The sequence below is a fragment of the Acinetobacter genomosp. 15BJ genome (assembly GCF_000400715.1).
Taxonomy (GTDB): domain Bacteria; phylum Pseudomonadota; class Gammaproteobacteria; order Pseudomonadales; family Moraxellaceae; genus Acinetobacter.
In genome coordinates, this window is the sequence record NZ_KE007347.1 from 486,403 (window position 1) to 504,589 (window position 18,187).

General features: G+C 40.4%; 15 protein-coding genes. 14 read left to right on the forward strand and 1 reads right to left on the reverse strand.

What is annotated here, in order from left to right; translation table 11 throughout:
* The 14 genes from F896_RS20230 to ahpF all read left to right on the forward strand — a co-directional run.
* Nucleotides 1-1,344, forward strand: a 1,344-nt coding sequence (locus F896_RS20230) for a YadA-like family protein (protein ID WP_016163367.1), incomplete at its 5' end; no start/stop codon positions are given.
* A gap of 260 nt (nt 1,345-1,604) precedes the next feature.
* Nucleotides 1,605-2,612: a quinone-dependent dihydroorotate dehydrogenase gene (locus F896_RS11710; RefSeq protein WP_016163368.1), complete on the forward strand. Its 1,008-nt coding sequence runs from the start codon at nt 1,605-1,607 to the stop codon at nt 2,610-2,612.
* A 1-nt stretch (nt 2,613) separates the two neighbouring features.
* Nucleotides 2,614-3,207: a CvpA family protein gene (locus tag F896_RS11705; protein ID WP_016163369.1), complete on the forward strand. Its 594-nt coding sequence runs from the start codon at nt 2,614-2,616 to the stop codon at nt 3,205-3,207.
* 24 nt (nt 3,208-3,231) lie between these two features.
* Nucleotides 3,232-4,770 carry an amidophosphoribosyltransferase gene (gene purF / locus F896_RS11700; protein ID WP_004807897.1) on the forward strand — a complete coding sequence of 513 codons (1,539 nt, stop codon included), beginning with the start codon at nt 3,232-3,234 and terminating at the stop codon, nt 4,768-4,770.
* A 102-nt stretch (nt 4,771-4,872) separates the two neighbouring features.
* Nucleotides 4,873-6,762 (forward strand): M48 family metalloprotease, encoded by a 1,890-nt coding sequence (locus F896_RS11695; RefSeq protein ID WP_171069658.1) that lies wholly within the window; start codon nt 4,873-4,875, stop codon nt 6,760-6,762.
* Between the two features lie 128 nt (nt 6,763-6,890).
* Complete coding sequence (locus tag F896_RS11690; RefSeq protein WP_016163371.1) at nt 6,891-7,691, forward strand: undecaprenyl-diphosphate phosphatase; 801 nt, start codon at nt 6,891-6,893, stop codon at nt 7,689-7,691.
* A 100-nt stretch (nt 7,692-7,791) separates the two neighbouring features.
* Nucleotides 7,792-8,589: a phenylacetic acid degradation operon negative regulatory protein gene (locus F896_RS11685; RefSeq protein ID WP_016163372.1), complete on the forward strand. Its 798-nt coding sequence runs from the start codon at nt 7,792-7,794 to the stop codon at nt 8,587-8,589.
* A 119-nt stretch (nt 8,590-8,708) separates the two neighbouring features.
* Nucleotides 8,709-9,692, forward strand: a complete 984-nt coding sequence (locus tag F896_RS11680) for a fatty acid desaturase family protein (protein ID WP_016163373.1) — start codon at nt 8,709-8,711, stop codon at nt 9,690-9,692.
* A 51-nt stretch (nt 9,693-9,743) separates the two neighbouring features.
* Nucleotides 9,744-10,166, forward strand: a complete 423-nt coding sequence (locus tag F896_RS11675) for a PaaI family thioesterase (protein ID WP_016163374.1) — start codon at nt 9,744-9,746, stop codon at nt 10,164-10,166.
* A gap of 137 nt (nt 10,167-10,303) precedes the next feature.
* On the forward strand, nt 10,304-11,296 hold the full coding sequence (locus tag F896_RS11670; RefSeq protein WP_016163375.1) for a putative solute-binding protein: 993 nt from the start codon (nt 10,304-10,306) through the stop codon (nt 11,294-11,296).
* Nucleotides 11,297-11,469: 173 nt separating this feature from the next.
* On the forward strand, nt 11,470-12,246 hold the full coding sequence (locus F896_RS11665; RefSeq protein WP_016163376.1) for a hypothetical protein: 777 nt from the start codon (nt 11,470-11,472) through the stop codon (nt 12,244-12,246).
* 12 nt (nt 12,247-12,258) lie between these two features.
* A complete protein-coding gene (locus F896_RS11660; RefSeq protein ID WP_032882360.1) occupies nt 12,259-13,383 on the forward strand; it encodes a toxic anion resistance protein in 1,125 nt (374 codons plus the stop codon).
* Nucleotides 13,384-13,412: 29 nt separating this feature from the next.
* A complete protein-coding gene (locus F896_RS11655; RefSeq protein WP_016163378.1) occupies nt 13,413-14,330 on the forward strand; it encodes a hypothetical protein in 918 nt (305 codons plus the stop codon).
* A 127-nt stretch (nt 14,331-14,457) separates the two neighbouring features.
* Nucleotides 14,458-16,023 carry an alkyl hydroperoxide reductase subunit F gene (gene ahpF / locus F896_RS11650; protein ID WP_016163379.1) on the forward strand — a complete coding sequence of 522 codons (1,566 nt, stop codon included), beginning with the start codon at nt 14,458-14,460 and terminating at the stop codon, nt 16,021-16,023.
* Between the two features lie 50 nt (nt 16,024-16,073).
* Here the strand turns inward: ahpF and F896_RS11645 are convergent, their stop codons facing one another.
* Nucleotides 16,074-18,092 (reverse strand): esterase/lipase family protein, encoded by a 2,019-nt coding sequence (locus F896_RS11645; RefSeq protein ID WP_016163380.1) that lies wholly within the window; start codon nt 18,090-18,092, stop codon nt 16,074-16,076.
* Between the last annotated feature and the right edge of the window lie 95 nt (nt 18,093-18,187).

Here is an 18,187-nt window from a genome sequence, read left to right on the forward strand (position 1 = left end):
GCGACTGGTGCTCAGGGTGTGAAAGGTGATACTGGTGCAACAGGTGCTCAAGGAACTCAAGGTGTCCAAGGCGATAAGGGTGACAAAGGCGATGTTGGTGCGACAGGTGCTCAGGGCGTGAAAGGTGCAACAGGTGCTCAAGGAACCCAAGGTGTCCAAGGAGATAAGGGGGACAAAGGAGATGTTGGTGCTACAGGTAAGAGTGCTTTTGATATCGCTGTAGATAACGGCTTTACAGGTACTGAGCAAGAATGGTTGGCAGAGCAAGGAGGGAAAAATCCGTTCCTTGATGCTAACGCGAATAGTACAACTTCAGGGGCCAAAGCAACGGGTAGCGGAGCAATTGCGCTTGGTGATGGTACAAATGCCGATGGTGCTGATAACACTGTGATTGGTGCTGGTGCTTCAGCTAAGGGAGCAGCAAATACTGTTATTGGTAAAGGAAATAAAGTGGAAGGCAACCGTTCAGGAGCATTTGGTGATCCAAATGTGGTTCAAGCGAATGGTAGCTATGCAATTGGTAATGACAATATCATTACAGGTGATAATACTTTTGTTGTCGGTAATAACGTTAATACCTCAGCGAAAAATTCAGTGGTCTTAGGGAATAATTCTGCATCAAACCGAGATAATACTGTTTCCGTTGGAGCTGTGAATAAAGAACGCCAGATAATAAATGTAGCGGCAGGTACGGCTGATACAGATGCTGTGAATTTAAAACAAATGAAAGATGCTGATGTTCAGACATTAGCTGAAGCGAAGACATATGCTGACGCTGGGGATAAAGCAACCTTAAATAGTTCTAAATCTTATACTGATGAACGAGAGGTGAGTATTCGTAAAGATTATATCGCTGCTGATGCAAAAGTACTTGATGATGCCAAAGCTCACGCAGATGCTGGGGATAAAACAACTTTGAGTAGTGCTAAAACGTATACCAATGAACGTGAGACTATGATGCGTCAAGAATATAAGACAGCAGATGCGAAAGTTTTATCTGATGCCAAAGCATATACCGATACCAAAGTAACTGATCTCGAAAATAGCTTTAGAGATGTATCTAAACGTGTTGATCAAACCAGTCAAGATGTTCGCAAGAATCGCGAGATCGCAGCGCAGGGTATCGCAGGTATTAGTGCAATGACCAATATACCAATGCCTGCTGAACAGGGTACTTCATCTGTTGGCGTGGGTATGGGCTATTATGATAGTCAGTCTGCAATTGCGGTTGGTGCAAGTCATTATTTTGACAATGGGGTTGCGATTAAAGGTGCATTTTCAAGTGGCTTTAGTAGTGGTAATACTGCTGCTGTCGGTGCAGGTGTTTCATATTCTTGGAAATAATTGAAGACTTAACTTAGTTGGTGATTATGAAGTAGAAGTAGGTGTGTCTGAATAAGAGCATCTACTTTTTTATGATCTAAGTATTATGACCTTCAAAATTAATTCAAAAGTTGACAGTTGGTCATTAGAAATTCATAAAGTTGTCTAATCATGAATCATAAGAGCAAGTACTCTACAAAATAACCCTATGTCAGGCATGGTGTTTTGATACGCCTATGCCTATAATATGCCTACTTGAAAATCAGTAGACTGTGATTGGTATGTTATATTCATTGGCTCGCCCTTTGTTGTTTACTTTAGCACCAGAGCGTGCACATGAACTGACTCTCTCTATGCTAGATAAAGCCCATAAAATTGGCTTTATGCATCAGAAAGTTGCGGCAAAACCTGTGACCTGTATGGGAATTGAATTTCCAAATCCTGTTGGTCTTGCGGCTGGTTTAGATAAAAATGGTGCGCATATTGATGCTTTAGCTGCACTCGGTTTTGGTTTTATCGAGATTGGAACCATTACTCCACGCCCACAAGCAGGTAATCCTCAACCACGTTTATTTCGTATCCCTCAAGCAAAAGCCATTATTAACCGCATGGGTTTTAATAATGATGGCATGGATAAACTGATTGAAAATGTAAAAGCTTCAAAATTTAAAGGTGTTTTAGGCATCAATATCGGTAAAAATGCGGATACACCTGTTGAAGATGCAGTATCTGACTATTTGATTTGCCTAGAAAAAGTTTATAATTACGCTTCTTATATTACTGTTAATATTTCATCGCCAAATACAAAAAATTTACGTAGTTTACAAAGTGGTGATGCGCTCACTGAGTTGTTACAGACTTTAAAAGATCGTCAACTCGAACTGGCAAATCAATATAATCATTATGTTCCCCTGGTTCTTAAAGTTGCGCCTGATCTAACTTCAGAAGATATTCAATTCATTGCAGCACAATTATTGCAGTTCAAAATTGATGGTTTGATTGTGACCAATACGACGCTTGGACGTGAAGGTGTTGAAAACTTGCCAAATGGAAACGAGGCAGGTGGTTTGTCAGGTGCACCTGTATTTGAAAAGAGTACCGAATGTTTAGGTCAATTTGCCAAAGTGTTGGCGGGTCAAATTCCATTGATTGGTGTCGGTGGAATTTTGTCTGGCGAACAAGCAGTTGCCAAACAGCAAGCTGGAGCGAGCTTAGTGCAAGTTTATAGCGGGTTGATTTATACCGGCCCAACACTTGTGAAAGATTGTGTTAATGCGATGACTGTGTGAAATGAACACACTTGATATCATCATTCTGGTCATTTTGCTCATTGGAGGGCTGAACGGTTTGCGTCAAGGATTTATCAAAGCCTTTGCGAACTTGATCGGATGGATATTCGCATTGATCGTTGGGGCAAAATACGCTGTGGTTTTGGCACCTGCGATGAGCAGTCTAAGCCAAGACCCTGTTGTGCAAAAAATTGCGGCATTTGCCTTTATTGTGTTGATCATTGTGGTGTGTACATGGATTGTGTCTGCATTACTCAATGGGCTCTTGAAAAGTTTGAAATTGGGCCCATTAAATCGTTTAGCAGGTGGAGCATTTGGTTCTCTCAAAGGGCTACTGATTGTACTGATCGCAATGCAGGGTTTAGGGCCTTGGGTTGAAAGTTCACCGCACTGGAAACAGTCTAAATTTGTACAAATTCTATTACCTTATGCACCTTTGGCAACCGAATTGTCCAAAGATGCAGCAAATCAAGCTTTAAATCAAATGACATCAGAAGGCGCGTTGTTACATCGCCCTTCGACCGAAATGGACCAATCAGAACGAGCTTCAGTTGATGAGCGTTCTGATCATTCGACGAAAAATCCTTTTTATTAATCGCTAGCTTGTCGCGAGGTTGCTATGTGTGGAGTTGTTGGGATAGCCGGTAAATCACCAGTGAACCAAATGTTATTTGATGCCTTAACGATGCTGCAACATCGAGGACAAGATGCCGCAGGGATCGTAACCTGCCATCAAGGGCGTTTATTCCTCCGCAAAGATAACGGTATGGTACGTGATGTATTCCATACGCGTCATATGCGTGCATTGCTTGGTAACTACGGGATCGGACATGTTCGTTACCCAACTGCTGGTTCATCAAGCAGTGCTGAAGCGCAACCATTTTATGTGAACTCTCCATATGGCATTACCCTTGCTCATAATGGGAACTTGACCAACGCTGCCGAAATTCATGACGATCTGTTCAAAACAGATTTACGTCATATGAATACTGATTCTGATTCTGAAGTTTTACTTAATGTGTTTGCACATGAGTTACAGAAGATTAGAACATTAAACCCAAGCCCAGATGATATTTTCCATACCGTATCTCGCGTACATGAGCGTTGTAAAGGGGCTTATGGTGTTGTCGCGATGATCACAGGTCATGGCTTGGTCGGTTTTCGTGATCCAAACGGGATTCGTCCTTTGGTTTATGGCTCTCGTGAAACTGAACAAGGTGTTGAATATATTATCGCATCTGAATCTGTTGCGATTACAGCACTTGGTTTTAAAGTTGAACGTGATATTGCACCAGGCGAAGCGATTTTTATTGATTCAGAAGGGCAGTTGTTCACCAAACAATGTGCTGCAAATCCTGAATATCGTCCATGTATTTTTGAATACGTGTATTTTGCTCGTCCAGATGCCATTATTGATGGGATTTCAGTCTATAAAGCCCGTTTAAAAATGGGTGAAAAGCTGGCGTATAAAATCTTGAAAGAATGGGGTGAGCAGCATGATATTGATGTTGTGATTCCAATTCCAGATACCAGTCGTACCTCTGCATTAGAGCTGGCAAATATTTTAGGTGTGAAATTCCGTGAAGGTTTTATGAAAAACCGTTATATCGGACGTACCTTTATTATGCCGGGTCAGCAGCAACGTAAAAAATCAGTTCGTCAAAAATTGAACCCCGTAGAACTTGAGTTTAAAGACAAGAATGTGCTGTTGGTCGATGACTCAATTGTTCGTGGTACCACATGTAATGAAATTATCCAGATGGCACGTGATTCTGGTGCGAAGAAAGTGTTCTTTGCTTCAGCTGCGCCAATGGTAAAATATCCAAATGTGTATGGTATTGATATGCCTGCGAAGGCTGAGCTGATTGCGTCAGGTCGTACAGTCGAAGAAATTCGTGAAAATATTGGTGCCGACCGTTTAATTTTCCAAGATTTGGAAGATTTGAAAAATGCGGTTCGTACCAGCAAAGTACCAGATTTAACTGAATTTGATTGTTCTGTGTTTGATGGCGTCTATGTCGCTGGTGGTATCGATAAGGCATACCTTGATGCACTTGAGCAAAAACGTAGTGATGCTGCGAAAAGCAAATCAGATGGCTATATCGATGTGAATATTGATGCAGCATCAGTTGACTTAACTGGGATCAAAGAAGAGTAATCTCATCTTAATCTATAGAAAAGCGGGAATTTCCCGCTTTTTTATTTTATGATAGTGGGTACGGAAACCCTAACTGAAACAATGTAATCGGGAAAACTTACATTGAAAGAAATGAGCCATTATTTAATTGAAAATAAAAATATTGCATGGTCAGTCAGTTTCTGCCTTATTGCAATGTTGTTAACCGTCTTTATTCTCAATTTAATTTTGGGTTTGGTTGTTCATTTCTTTGATTATACCCAACCGATTTGGTGGCATGTACTTAGCCCATATTTTATCGGCTTACTTGTTTTGGTCTTGTTCTGGTCGGTGGGTGCTGAACTTTATGTACTGCGGGAAGGTGGTCACTCGCTGGCAAAGCAGCTAAAAGCACGTCGCTTGGTTTTCGATGGAAGTACGCCAGAAGAAAGTACCGCTTTAAAAGTTGTAGAACAGGTTGCTAAAAGTTTTGATATTGATACGCCAGCGGTCTATGTGCTTCCCGATGAGGTTGGGGTAAATGCTTTAACCGCAGGGTTTAGATCACAGGATATTGTGATTATTTTGACTTGGGGTGCTTTGCAAAATCTGGATGAACTTGAACTTTATGGTTTACTCAGTTATGAGTTTAATCAGATTCTATCGGGTGAAGCTGTTGAAAATACCAAGCTAAAAATTCTATATAGTGGTTTAACTACTTTTAGTCAGTGGGGCAGTAAGCTTGCTCAAGCGGGTTATAATCCCTATGCAACGACTTATCGAAATAAATTTGAGACTATCTTTGTTGCGATTGGTGGGGTAATTTGGCTGATCGGTAGTCTAGGCATTTTAATTACCCGTTGTATTAAATATTTGACCTTAAGTGGTCGGACCTTCCGTAATGATCTCAAGACCATGCGCTTGATGAACAATAATGCCAATATTCAAACCTTGTTACGGATTTATGTGCATCACTCGGGGTCACAGATCCATAGTGCTTATTCTGAATCGATTTCGCACATGTGCTTTGCTAACTCGCTGAGTCCGCAGAGTTGGATGAATATTCATCCCAGTATTAAAGAACGAATTTACGAATTAAATCCAACTTTGTTGCAAGATCTACAATTAGAAAATCTACGTAAGCTCCGTAATCGCCCTTTATTCAGCCTGTTTCGTTCGTTAGAGGAGGAAAGTGCTGAGCTTACCATGCCATGGAGTTCGCCACAGCCATTACCTTTATTGCGTTTATCACCGATTAGTTTTGCATTGAATGATGCAATCAAGCCACTTAATCCAGAAGTGCGTAAGAATAAGAAACGTCCTGAGTTAATTCAACGAGCGATGCAAACAGCAACAGGCTCACGTGAAGTGATGGTCGCGATTTTGATGATTCGTCAGTACCGCGAATTTATTCCGCAAGAAGCACCTGTCAGTCATGCGATTGTCGATGCTTTATTGAATTTAGATGGTCGTATTCATGTGCAGATTTTTCACGACGCCTGTAAAAATATTGGGCATATGCCGACCAGTATCGCACGTCAATTTTTAACTAAGCTGGCGTGTATCATTCAAGAAGATGGTGAAGTCGGTTTGCTTGATGCATTATTGTTGGAACGTGTGAAGCATGAACTCAATTTAATGCCTGCACATTTGCCTGCGGCTTTTGAAGATGTGAAATCACAGATCGTGCATTTGATTGATGCCTTACTGCATGTACAGCAGATCAATAGCCCGAATCAGCTTGAAGTACGTGAGCGTATTTTGCAAATGCTATTGACTGAGGATGAAATGAAAACTTATGCCGATATTTCAGATGAACCTCTAGATTTAGCAGAAATTTTAAATGATGTTTCTGGCTTGCTGCTGCGTGATCGCCTTAATATTTTGTCAATTGCAGAAAGATGTCTCTGGAATGATCGGATTATTACCCAAGACGAATTAGATGTTTTAGAGCTTTTATATTGGCGGTTGGGCTTTGATACCCATGAAGTGGTCGAACAGATGCAAAAGAAAAATAGTCTGATGATTATTTAATAGAAATTCAGGTATTTGTCCGAATCTTTTTTGCTAAACCGTTACGTGACAATCACATAAAGTGGCTACATTTCAGGTTAAGCTTGCCGTTTATTTTTATTCTGCTATTACGTTCTTTTGAGTAAGTTATGGAACATATTGAAATTTTAAAAGCCTTATTTTTAGGTTTTGTCGAGGGTCTTACCGAATTCTTACCCATTTCAAGTACAGGTCATTTGATTTTATTTGGTCATATGATCGACTTTCATTCCGATGATGGTCGTGTTTTTGAAGTTGTGATTCAGCTTGGCGCGATTTTGGCTGTGTGCTGGCTATACCGTCAAAAGATTTTTGACTTGGTTAAAGGTTTTTTTAGTGGTGATGCGGAAGCACGGCACTTTGCCTTTAGTGTTTTACTCGCTTTTATTCCAGCAGTCGTGATTGGTATTTTTGCGGTTGATTTCATTAAAAGCGTTTTGTTTAGCCCACTTGTGGTTGCAGTCGCTTTAATTGTTGGTGGTTTGATCATTTTCTGGGTAGAGTCAAAGAACTTTGATCACAAAACTACAGATGCCACCAAAATCACCTATAAACAAGCATTCTTGGTGGGTTGCGCACAGTGTGTTGCCATGATTCCTGGAACATCACGTTCAGGTGCGACGATTGTGGGCGGGATGTTTGCAGGCTTGTCTCGTAAGGCGGCAACCGAGTTTTCTTTCTTCTTGGCCATGCCAACCATGTTAGGTGCTGCGGTATTTGATTTAGCACGTAATGCTGATGTGTTGACGCAAGACAATATGCTGAATATTGCCGTTGGTTTTGTAGCTGCGTTCATTTCTGCTTTATTGGTGGTCAGTGCATTAGTGAAGTTTGTTGAACGCCATACCTTACGTGTATTTGCTTGGTACCGTATCGTTCTTGGTATTATTCTATTATTTGTCTTCTTATAAAAATAAAAACATCTCCCTTTTGGCAACTGCGAAAAGGGAGATTCTCAGTTAAAATCCCTGTTTATTATTTCAACGATTTAAAATCTGGTTCAATAGCACAATGACAATAGCGAAAATGAATGCTCGAGACTTAATTATTGATTTGCTGTTAGGACTTCAAGGTCGAGCGATTTCAATTAAACAAATCATTATTGCAGCGCGGCTTTTTGAAATCAGTGAAAATAGCATTCGGGTTGCTGTGACACGGTTATCCAGTGATGGCGTGATTGAAGCCCTTGAACGTGGCGTCTATCAATTTACAGTTCAATCACATGAATGGGCAAATGTCATGCTGAATCGTAAGCATGGTATTAAACAAACCAAAGTATGGAATCAGCAATATCTGGCAGTTTTTACGGGTCAGCTTGGGCGGGTTGATCGTACTGCATTAAATCGTCGTGAAAGAGCACTCAAGCATTTTGGTTTTAAAGAATTAGAGCAAGGTATTTATATCCGTCCTGATAATTTGGTGATTAGTTTTGATCAACTGATTATGGAGTTAAAAGCTTCAGGTTTGGAGAGTAGTGCAAAGTTTTGCCAAATTAACCATTTTGATACCGAAACGTTGACTACGATTGTTGAGCTTTGGTCCACTCAAACCTTAAATTTTAACTACGAAAAATATAGTCAAATGATTCAACAGTGGTTGTCGACTGTCGAGCAGCTCAGTTTAGAAGACGCAGCGCGAGAGTCTTTATTATTGGGACGACAAACTATTTCCTTATTGATGAATGATCCATTATTGCCAGAAGGTTTTGTTGATGTGCAGCTTCGTGAGCAATTTGCACAGAGTGTTCAGCAGCTGGATCAGACAGGTCTGGACGCTTGGCAGAAGTTTTATGAAAGTAGTCTTGAGTAAATATTCATTACAAATATTACAATAATTTAAATTTTAATTTATTGACAGAAATATTACTTAATTTAAAATAAAAATAGAAATTGTGTAGTTTTAAAATAAAACAAATGCAGGATAGGGATATGAATACACGTGTAGCGATTAGCGATTTATTCTCGCGAGAAGAAATCGCCGAGTTAACAACCAAGTCTGATGCACATGGCAGTTGGGCTGTGTTTTCAACATGGGCTGTTATTGGTGGAACTTTTGCGGCTGTGGCTAGCTCTTGGGAGTATTTACCTGCTTGGGGGAAATTACTCATGTGTGTTGCAGCCTTGGTCATTTTGGCTGGCCGTCAGTTGGCACTCGCGATCATCATGCATGATGCTTCCCATCAAAGTTTATTTAAAACCAAATGGTTGAATGATACTTTGACGGATTGGCTATGTGCACGTCCGATTTGGAATGATCTACATAAATATCGTGCCCATCATATGCGTCACCATAGTAAAACCTCAACGCCAGCTGATCCAGACTTATCACTTGTAACGGGCTTTCCAACCACTAAAAAATCACTGATGCGTAAGTTTATGCGTGATCTATCGGGTGTGACTGGATTCAAGTTTGCGGTCGGTCGAGTGTTGATGGATATTGGGAAAATGGAGTGGACGGTATCAAATGATCGTCGCTGGATTTCTCAAGAAGGACGACATTGGACAGATTATCCAAAAACTTTTCTTAAAAATAGTGGTGGTGCAATTGCAACCAATGCGGCTTTATTTTCAGCATTATGGGCAGCGGGTCATCCTAAACTCTATGCATTGTGGGTTGTGGCATATTTAACGCCATTTCCATTATTCTTGCGTGTTCGTTCAATGGCAGAGCATGCTGGAATGGAGACCAGCAATAGTGCTCTAACCAATACCCGTACCACAAAGGCGGGTTATCTGGCCCGAGCTTTGGTCGCACCGATTAATGTTAACTATCATAAAGAACATCATTTAATGGCAGCTGTACCTTATTTTAAATTGCCAAGAATGCATCAGATGCTACGTGAACGTGGACATGTATCTGCGCCACCGACTTATTGGCAGGTATTGAATGAGCTTTCAGATCAAGTCGATTAGGTTTGGAGTTTAGATTTTTATACACAACACGATAAATAATTTGGAAAGTATATGGCAATGGATAAACAAGAAATCATTGAGTTTTTAGCACAAGAATTTCCACAGGCACTTAAGAAAAGCAGTATTGAAGAGATTACGCCTAAGGGTGCTCAATTGCTTTATCACGTCGATCCAAGAGATTTACGTCCAGGACAAACCGTTTCTGGTCCAACGCTCATGTTGATTGCAGATTATGTACTATATATTGCCATCTTGGGACATCTGGGACTGGTTGCGATGGCTGTCACCACCAACATGACCATTAACTTCTTTCGTAAACCAGATGGAACGCGAGATATTCGAGCTGTGTGTAAGTTGATTAAAGTTGGCAAAACTTTGGTCACAGGTGAAGTATGGCTATACTCGCTTGACGATGAAGAGCCTGTTGCGCATGTGATTGGGACTTATGCACTTCCTCCTAGTTCCTCAGCGTAATTTAGATTGGTAAAATACTCGCATCAATTGAATGATTGGCTGTAAATCCGTTAAAAAATAGAAATCTCGTCATAGGATAGTGTCAACAAATAAGTTGAGATAAAGAGATAAAACAAATCTTATCTGGGAAGAACGAGATGATTATTAAAAACGGTTTAATTGCTTTGGCATTATTCGGATTCGCTGCAGCAACGCAGGCGAAGCAAACGGTTTGTGTCTTTGATCCAGTGGGTAAATCGGGTGATGCATTTGCACTGGCAAAAGATTATGCATTAGAAGCAAAAAAGTGGGGCGCAGAGATTGATTTGCGTGCTTATGTTGATGAGCGTGTTGCGGCAGAAGATTTAAAAGTAGGGCAATGTGATGGCGCAATTATCAGTGGATTACGTGGTCGACAATTCAATAAATATGTCGGTTCACTTGATGCAGTTGGCGCTTTAACTGATTTGAAAACGGCAATTCTTGCTTATCAATTGCTCTCTAAACCACAAGCGGCAAAAAGTATGATCAATGGCCCTTATGAAATTGCGGGTCTTGGAACGATTGGTCCTGCGTATTTGTTTGTTGCTGATCGTAGTATAAATACTTTGGCTAAGGCTGCAGGTAAGAAAGTTGGTGTATTTGCTTATGATGAAGCTCAACCGAAATTGGTTGCACAAATAGGTGCACAAGCTGTTTCAGTCGATGTGACCAATGCAGGGGCGAAATTTAATAATCATCAAATTGATATTGTGCCTGCGCCAATTGTTGCCTATAAGCCTTTTGAGCTTTATAAGGGACTTGGCGATAAAGGCGGAATTGTCAAATTTCCACTGACGCAAATCTCGGCAAATTTCATTATTCGAAAGGATAAATTTCCTGAAGGGTTTGGGCAGAAATCGCGTGAATGGGTTGCGGGGCAACTCGGTCGTACTTTTAATATTATTTCAAAATACGAAAAAGAAATTCCAACTAAGTACTGGATGATTATCCCACCTGAAGAACAAGTCAACTATATGAAGATGATGCGTGAAGCACGTATCTCACTCACTAAAGCAGGAATTTATGATCCAAAAATGATGAACTTCTTGAAAAAAGTTCGCTGCAAACAAAATCCAAACAACTTTGAATGTGCCCTCAATGATGAGTAACGCATGATTTGATTCATGAACCCTCTTTATTGATTGTAATTGAGAGGGTTTTTTTATTGATAAGTCAGTAGAAATTGTTAAAAATCATAACAACATTTAAGTATGCGAAAGCCTAAGAACATGCTACAACTAAAAATGTTCAAATTTATTTGTTCTTATGATTTCCGACTGATATGACGCTACCGCACGACTTAACACCTTTATCGCAAATTGAGTCAAATCAAGAACATATTTTAGCGATTAAGCGCAATGATTTATTACCTTTACTCAATGACCCGCATCGCCTCAATCATTATGCGGATCATTTAGTACAAGCCCAAAGTGTCTTATTGAATGGGGTTGATCCTAAGCTGAATCAACAGTTGAGTAAAGTGATTACTCAGATTATTCAGCAGCTGTCTTTATCAAAAAAACATTTGGGCACACGACGTTTTAATGCACTACAAAAATGGCTCGGGATTGATATTGAGTACGATGCAGGGCAGGTGAAGTATGTCAAAGATCTTGACCGCTTAATTAATGAGGCCAATCATTTAAGCCAACGCTTGCAAATCGAAATTCAAAAATCGCAGTCTCGTTTGCAACAGGCATTGGGTTTAAGGGAACAGATGGCTGCCTATATTCAGGCTGCTGATGAGTTTTTAAAAGAATATCCTCAATTTACCAAACAGCAAGTACTTGATCATTTTGTCGAGCGACTATCTAAAAAAATTAATACCTTACAAACATTGCAAAGCAGTAATGATATTGCCATGAAGCAAATGCAATTGTCACAGCATTTGTCTTTTAACCTTCTGGACCGTTTTAAAGAGGCGCAACAGGTCTTGATTCCTGCTTGGCAATATTACTTAAAGCAAAGTCGAGAATCGCACTCGACGGCAACATTGGATCAACTCGATAAGAGTCGAGAAGATCTCATTCAAAATTTGAAAAAATCATTACAGAAATAAGAGGGAAATATGATGTCAGATTCAGAACTTAGCAAAGCATCTCATGAGCTTGAAATTAAGCCAGAGCAACGTTTTGAGCAGTTGAACTTAAAAGACTTAGGTCTACAACCTCAAGATTTTGCTGAAGTGATGGATGCGCATAAAGAACTGGCCGATATCAGTACCACTGCAGTTGCAGAATACGGCAAAAATATTGCCAATAAGACATCTGCTTATACCGATGAATTATTGAGTTTGGTTCAAAATAAGGACTTAGATGCCACAGGGCAAAAGTTGAATGAGGTGGTTCAGGTTGCACAGCAACTCAATACTTCCAGTATTTTAAATAAGTCTAAAAACTCGGGTTTTTTCGGTGGTTTACTGAGCAAATTTAAGGGTGCTAAGCAAAATTTTGATCAGCACTTTAATACGACCAAAGAACAGATCGATGTGTTGGTTAAAGAGATTGAAAGTTCACAGTCAGGTTTAAAAGCACGTGTTGGAACGCTAGATAAAATGTTCGATGCGGTACAGGATGAATATAAACAACTTGGTGTTTATATCGCTGCGGGGCAATTGAAACAGCAAGATATTCAACAGCAGATTTCGACGCTCACGACACAGGAGCAAGATCAGCAAACTACTCAACAGATCTATGATCTTAATCATTTAGCCAATAACCTTGAAAAACGAGTGAGTGATTTGCAGGTTCTACAACAATCTGCGATGCAGACTTTGCCGATGATTCGGATTATTCAGTCGAATAATTTAATGTTGGTGGATAAGTTCTATGCCATCAAGAACATTACGCTACCTGCATGGAAAAATCAGATTAGTCTGGCGATTTCACTACAAGAGCAGAAGAACAGCGTGCAGTTGGCAAAAGCGATTGATGACACCACCAATGAATTATTACGTCGTAATGCTGAGTTATTGCATCAGAACTCTGTAGATACCGCAAAAGCCAATCAACGTTCAGTGATTGATGTGGAAACACTTGAACATGTGCAAAACACCCTCATTAAAACAGTGAATGATGTGATTCAAATCCAAAAAGAAGGGATGCAAAAGCGTGCCGAAGCGACCACACGTTTGCGTGCTTTGCAGGAGAGTTTGAATCATTTGGTGCTTGAGAATAGCCAGCCACCTAAATCTTGATATGTTTTTAGTTGTTAAAGGAAAGATCATTGTCACCCATAGAAGATTTTAGTGTACAACCGATAGACCAGCGTTTAGATGTGTTAAAAAAGCGTCAGCGTCATTTAATGATCTGGTTTGTTCTCGCCAGTAGCTTAGTCGTTGTTACGGTTGCATCGTTATTTTTGCAAAAAGAATTTATCTATCGTTTCTTTGATCTTTCCACACATGTTCAGGCTTTGGATTTACCTTATCATGTTCAAGAATTGGTGCCATTTAAACAACCTGTGGATTACTTCTTTAATTTGTTGTCATGGTTTGGTTGGTTGTTTCTAAAAATTTTTGTTTCATTCATTGGTGCCTTTTTATTGGTCAGTTGGGCGAAGAAATTTAAATTTTTTCAGCAACGTTTTCAGGCATGGACACAGCGTATTCTGGCGTGGGTGATTTCATTTATTTTACTTTGGTCAGGTCTGACCTACATCCAGTATGACTGGAAAGATGAAACTAAGCAGGCTTATCAACAATGGATGAGCTATCAAAACAATATTGTTGAAAGTCAGATTGCTCAAGATTTACAACAAGCAGATATAGACGCAACTGAAAAAGCCTATGTCTTGGCACAAGTCGCGTTGTTGCACCAACCTATTGATCGAAAGACTGCTAATGTTTATGTGAATCAGTTAATTAGTACCGAGAAGGCTAATCCTGATCAGTTTCAGCGCTATGATTTCAAGCCTGAGCAATTATGGGTCATGCAGCAGCAGTTGTACGGCAAAAGTATTACTTCAGTCACTCAACCTTTAGATCAACGTGCTCAGCAAGCAGAGCGTGTTTCTCAGATTGTGAACATGATTTTATGGGGGGTGATTGTATTGGCAGTTGCTTTAAGTGCAATTTTATATGTACTTGCCAAAAATTTGAAAAATCGCCGTGTTCGAATTACCCAGAAGCTTGATGTCTTGTAAATCAATGTTCGGTTTATCCGATTAAAACTATAAAAACATACTGTTTTACCTGTTTAGTACTTTTGCGTACTATAGCCTTAATGAATGAATTTAGCTGATTTAAAAATCTTAGCGTTTGGAGAAATACATGTTAGATCAAAATATTAAAACTCAATTAAAAGCTTACTTAGAACGTTTAGAAAGTCCAATCGAGTTGGTTGCTGCTTTAGATGACTCAGACAAAGCAGAAAAAATCAAAGAACTGGTGACTGAAATTGCTGAACTTTCTGACCAAGTTACGGCGCGTTTTGACGGTTCAAACGCTCGCCGTCCTAGTTTCGGTGTAGCTAAAGTAGGTGAACAACCACGTGTGTTCTTTGCTGGCTTGCCGATGGGACATGAGTTTACTTCTTTGATCTTGGCATTATTACAAGTATCAGGTTATGCACCTAAAGTGTCTGATGACGTACTCACTCAGATCAAAGGCCTCAACTTAACTGCAAACTTTGATGTGTTTGTATCGCTGAGCTGCCATAACTGTCCAGATGTAGTGCAAGCACTCAACTTAATCGCGATTAACAACCCAAATACCACGGCAACCATGATTGATGGTGCTTTCTTCCAAGATGAAGTTGAAGAACGCAAAATCTTGGCGGTGCCAATGGTGTTCCAAGACAACCAACACATTGGTCAAGGGCGTATGACTTTGGAAGAAATCGTTGCCAAGTTGGATAGCAATTCAGCTGAGAAAGATGCAGCAGCAATCAATGCCAAAGATGCATTTGATGTGTTGGTGATTGGTGGTGGCCCTGCGGGTGGTACTGCGGCAATCTACGCAGCACGTAAAGGCATTAAAACTGGTATCGTGGCTGAACGCTTCGGTGGTCAGGTGATGGATACCATGGACATTGAGAACTTTACCACTGTTCAAAAAACTGTGGGTCCTCAGTTCGCTCAAGATATGGAAGCACATGTCCGTGAATACGGTGTGGATATCATGAACTTACAACGTGTCAGCAAGATCACAGGTGCAGATCAAACGGCCAATGGTCTGGTTGAGGTTGAACTGGAAAATGGTGCCAAGCTTGAATCGAAAACCATCATCCTGTCTACAGGTGCACGTTGGAGAGAAATGAATGTACCGGGTGAAGCTGAATACCGTACTCGTGGTGTCGCATATTGCCCACATTGTGATGGTCCACTATTCAAAGGCAAGCGTGTTGCGGTGATTGGTGGTGGTAACTCAGGTGTCGAAGCCGCGATTGACCTTGCTGGCATTGTTGAATATGTGACTTTGGTTGAATTTGATACCAAACTTCGTGCAGACCAAGTATTGCAGGACAAGCTAAATAGCTTGCCAAATACCACTGTAATCCTGAATGCACTCAGTACAGAAGTGGTCGGTGACGGTTCACAAGTAACAGCGCTGAAATACAAAGATCGCGGCACTGAGGTTGAACACACGGTTGAACTTGCAGGGATCTTCGTACAAATTGGTTTATTGCCAAACACGGATTTCTTAAAGAACAGTGCGGTTGAACTCAGCAACCGTGGTGAGATCGTGATTAATGATCGCAATGAAACCAATGTCAAAGGTGTATTTGCTGCGGGTGACTGTACCACAGTACCGTACAAGCAAATCATCATTGCCACAGGTGAAGGCGCCAAAGCATCTCTATCTGCCTTTGATTATATGATCCGTTCTGGCGTATAAATGATTTGATCTAAAAAAGCCCCACACAGTTGGGGCTTTTTTTATTGTGTTTAGTTCTTCGGTTTATATAAACCGTGATCGACAAGGTGTTCACGTAAGATACGGCGTAACTCCAACACCGCTTCTGGTGTTTCCTGAATCGAGTGACCGCCAGTGAAAATCTTCTCGGAAACAGCACCATCTAAATGTGCACTTTTATAAGGAACAATCCCGTCTGTAATGATATTTGGATCATTACTCTTGGTAATGTTCCCCATAATCGAGTGAAAAACCAGTCCATTTTCTGGCGGAATAGACGCGGTTAATTCCATAAACTTGGATTTTTTACTGAGATCACTTGGACCATTTTGAATCACATCATTGGTCAGTGTTTTGACAAAATCTTTAAGATCCATGTCATCACTGGTGAGTGTATCTGCCAAAGTAGTCAAGAAGGTTGCAGGGAGTTTGATGATTTTACGTGCGGCCAGTGTAAACCAACGATCGGCAAAGTCAGTTCCTTTATGTGGAGCAGCCAAGAAAATGGCACGATCAAAATTGGTTATCGGTTCCATTTTAAGTCGTTCACCAATCACAGGGTGTTTACGCAAACGAGTTTGTTGACGGCTACTCATCATGGTCAGAGCTTGTTTGGAAATATCAGCATTGCTCACCAAGAGTCGACTGATAATGCCTCCCATACTATGCCCAATTAAAACCGCATCTTGTGCTGCAGCATCTTTATTGTTGAGTGAGCCAAAGGCTTGTTTTAATAAGGCGTAAATTTGAAAACGGCTTTCTAGAATTGGCATATTGGTTGAATAAAACACTTGCCAAACTTGATAGTGTTCACGTAGTACCGCATCACCCATAATATCATTGGTCACTGCAATCCATGCCTCAGGGCTGCTGGCAAGACCATGTACCAATACAATCACTTTCTTGTTCGGATTATATGGTTCAAGCATATAGAGATGTGGCATGGTCAGATGCTGATCACGATCAATTAAAGTTAAATAAGCCGCTGCACCTAAATTATTCTCAGCTAACCAGAGTCCATAAGGTGCAGAGAAATTGGCTGCAAGCGAATATTCTTTACCTGCAATACTGACTTTCTCAACGCTATAAGGGTCATAAACCTTTACTTCAAAGTCTGGATTATTTAAAACATCATTAATGGTTGCGGCTGCATTCTTGGGTTGCGCAATAATGGTCGCAGCCAAATAACGTGCTTTATGAATATTAGGGTTAATTCCATTTGGATAACTATAACTTAATGGATCAAGAATATATTTATTTTCCCCATGGGCAGCATCTGTTGAAGGAAACACGGCTACGAAATCTGAACCGAAACCATCTCGGCGGTTAATGGCTCTTAATCCTGAAAAGTTCATGTTATAGCTGGAAATAAATTTCTCCAGCTTCATATTTTGTAAGCGTTGATAAGATTGAATGTCTATTGTATAGGTGCTTTTGCCAATTTGAATGGTCGGGCTAATGGTTTTAGAAGGATTTCTTAAGCTATGCACATTCACCAATTTGGTTAAAGCTTGATTGTAAAAGTCTCGAATCTGGACCTGACGGTTATCAAAAATGCGTTCTTGCGGCTGACGTGACGTTTTGAACAAATATGCATAGCTATAACGGATGCTTTTATCTAAAGCTTCAAGCTCTTGATCTAAGCATTGCTCGTATGTCTTTTGTATGGCTTTCTGTTCTTCTTCAGGTTTGTGTTTTGTCAGTTTGCTGATTTTACATTCGGACGCGTCGGACAGACTCAGCGCTTTTGAGAGATAGAGCTCGCTCGCTGTAGATAAAAGTTGCTCATCCTGAATTTGCGGAATTTTGTGTAGATCTGCAATACACTCATTTGGTGTTTGCATACACACTTTGGCTTCTTTGCCAGACATCGACAAGACATTGAGGCTGGCTTCACTGAGCTTCTTTTGCGTAAGAATGCTATTACGTTCGTTGGCAATCGTCACATTGAGAGCTTGTTGTTTGATACTGACAACTTGGCAGCCACTCATCACGGCGGTGCTTAGGAGAGAGATAAAAAATAGACGCTTTTTCGGTGTAAATGCTAGCATGGTATGTCAGCAAGTTCGCTGGAAGATTGTAGCTATAATACGAAAATCGAATGTTTTTTCAATCATAGATAAAAAAATAGACTGCACACAGCAGT

Excerpts from the sequence above, each read along its gene's own strand:
- F896_RS11705 (WP_016163369.1), top strand. The coding sequence starts at position 2,614 with ATGAACACACTTGATATCATCATTCTGGTCATTTTGCTCATTGGAGGG.
- F896_RS11665 (WP_016163376.1), top strand. The coding sequence starts at position 11,470 with ATGACGCTACCGCACGACTTAACACCTTTATCGCAAATTGAGTCAAAT.
- purF (WP_004807897.1), top strand. The coding sequence starts at position 3,232 with ATGTGTGGAGTTGTTGGGATAGCCGGTAAATCACCAGTGAACCAAATG.
- F896_RS11710 (WP_016163368.1), top strand. The coding sequence starts at position 1,605 with ATGTTATATTCATTGGCTCGCCCTTTGTTGTTTACTTTAGCACCAGAG.
- ahpF (WP_016163379.1), top strand. The coding sequence starts at position 14,458 with ATGTTAGATCAAAATATTAAAACTCAATTAAAAGCTTACTTAGAACGT.
- F896_RS11675 (WP_016163374.1), top strand. The coding sequence starts at position 9,744 with ATGGCAATGGATAAACAAGAAATCATTGAGTTTTTAGCACAAGAATTT.
- F896_RS11660 (WP_032882360.1), top strand. The coding sequence starts at position 12,259 with ATGTCAGATTCAGAACTTAGCAAAGCATCTCATGAGCTTGAAATTAAG.
- F896_RS11685 (WP_016163372.1), top strand. The coding sequence starts at position 7,792 with ATGACAATAGCGAAAATGAATGCTCGAGACTTAATTATTGATTTGCTG.
- F896_RS11670 (WP_016163375.1), top strand. The coding sequence starts at position 10,304 with ATGATTATTAAAAACGGTTTAATTGCTTTGGCATTATTCGGATTCGCT.
- F896_RS11680 (WP_016163373.1), top strand. The coding sequence starts at position 8,709 with ATGAATACACGTGTAGCGATTAGCGATTTATTCTCGCGAGAAGAAATC.
- F896_RS11645 (WP_016163380.1), bottom strand. The coding sequence starts at position 18,092 with ATGCTAGCATTTACACCGAAAAAGCGTCTATTTTTTATCTCTCTCCTA.
- F896_RS11690 (WP_016163371.1), top strand. The coding sequence starts at position 6,891 with ATGGAACATATTGAAATTTTAAAAGCCTTATTTTTAGGTTTTGTCGAG.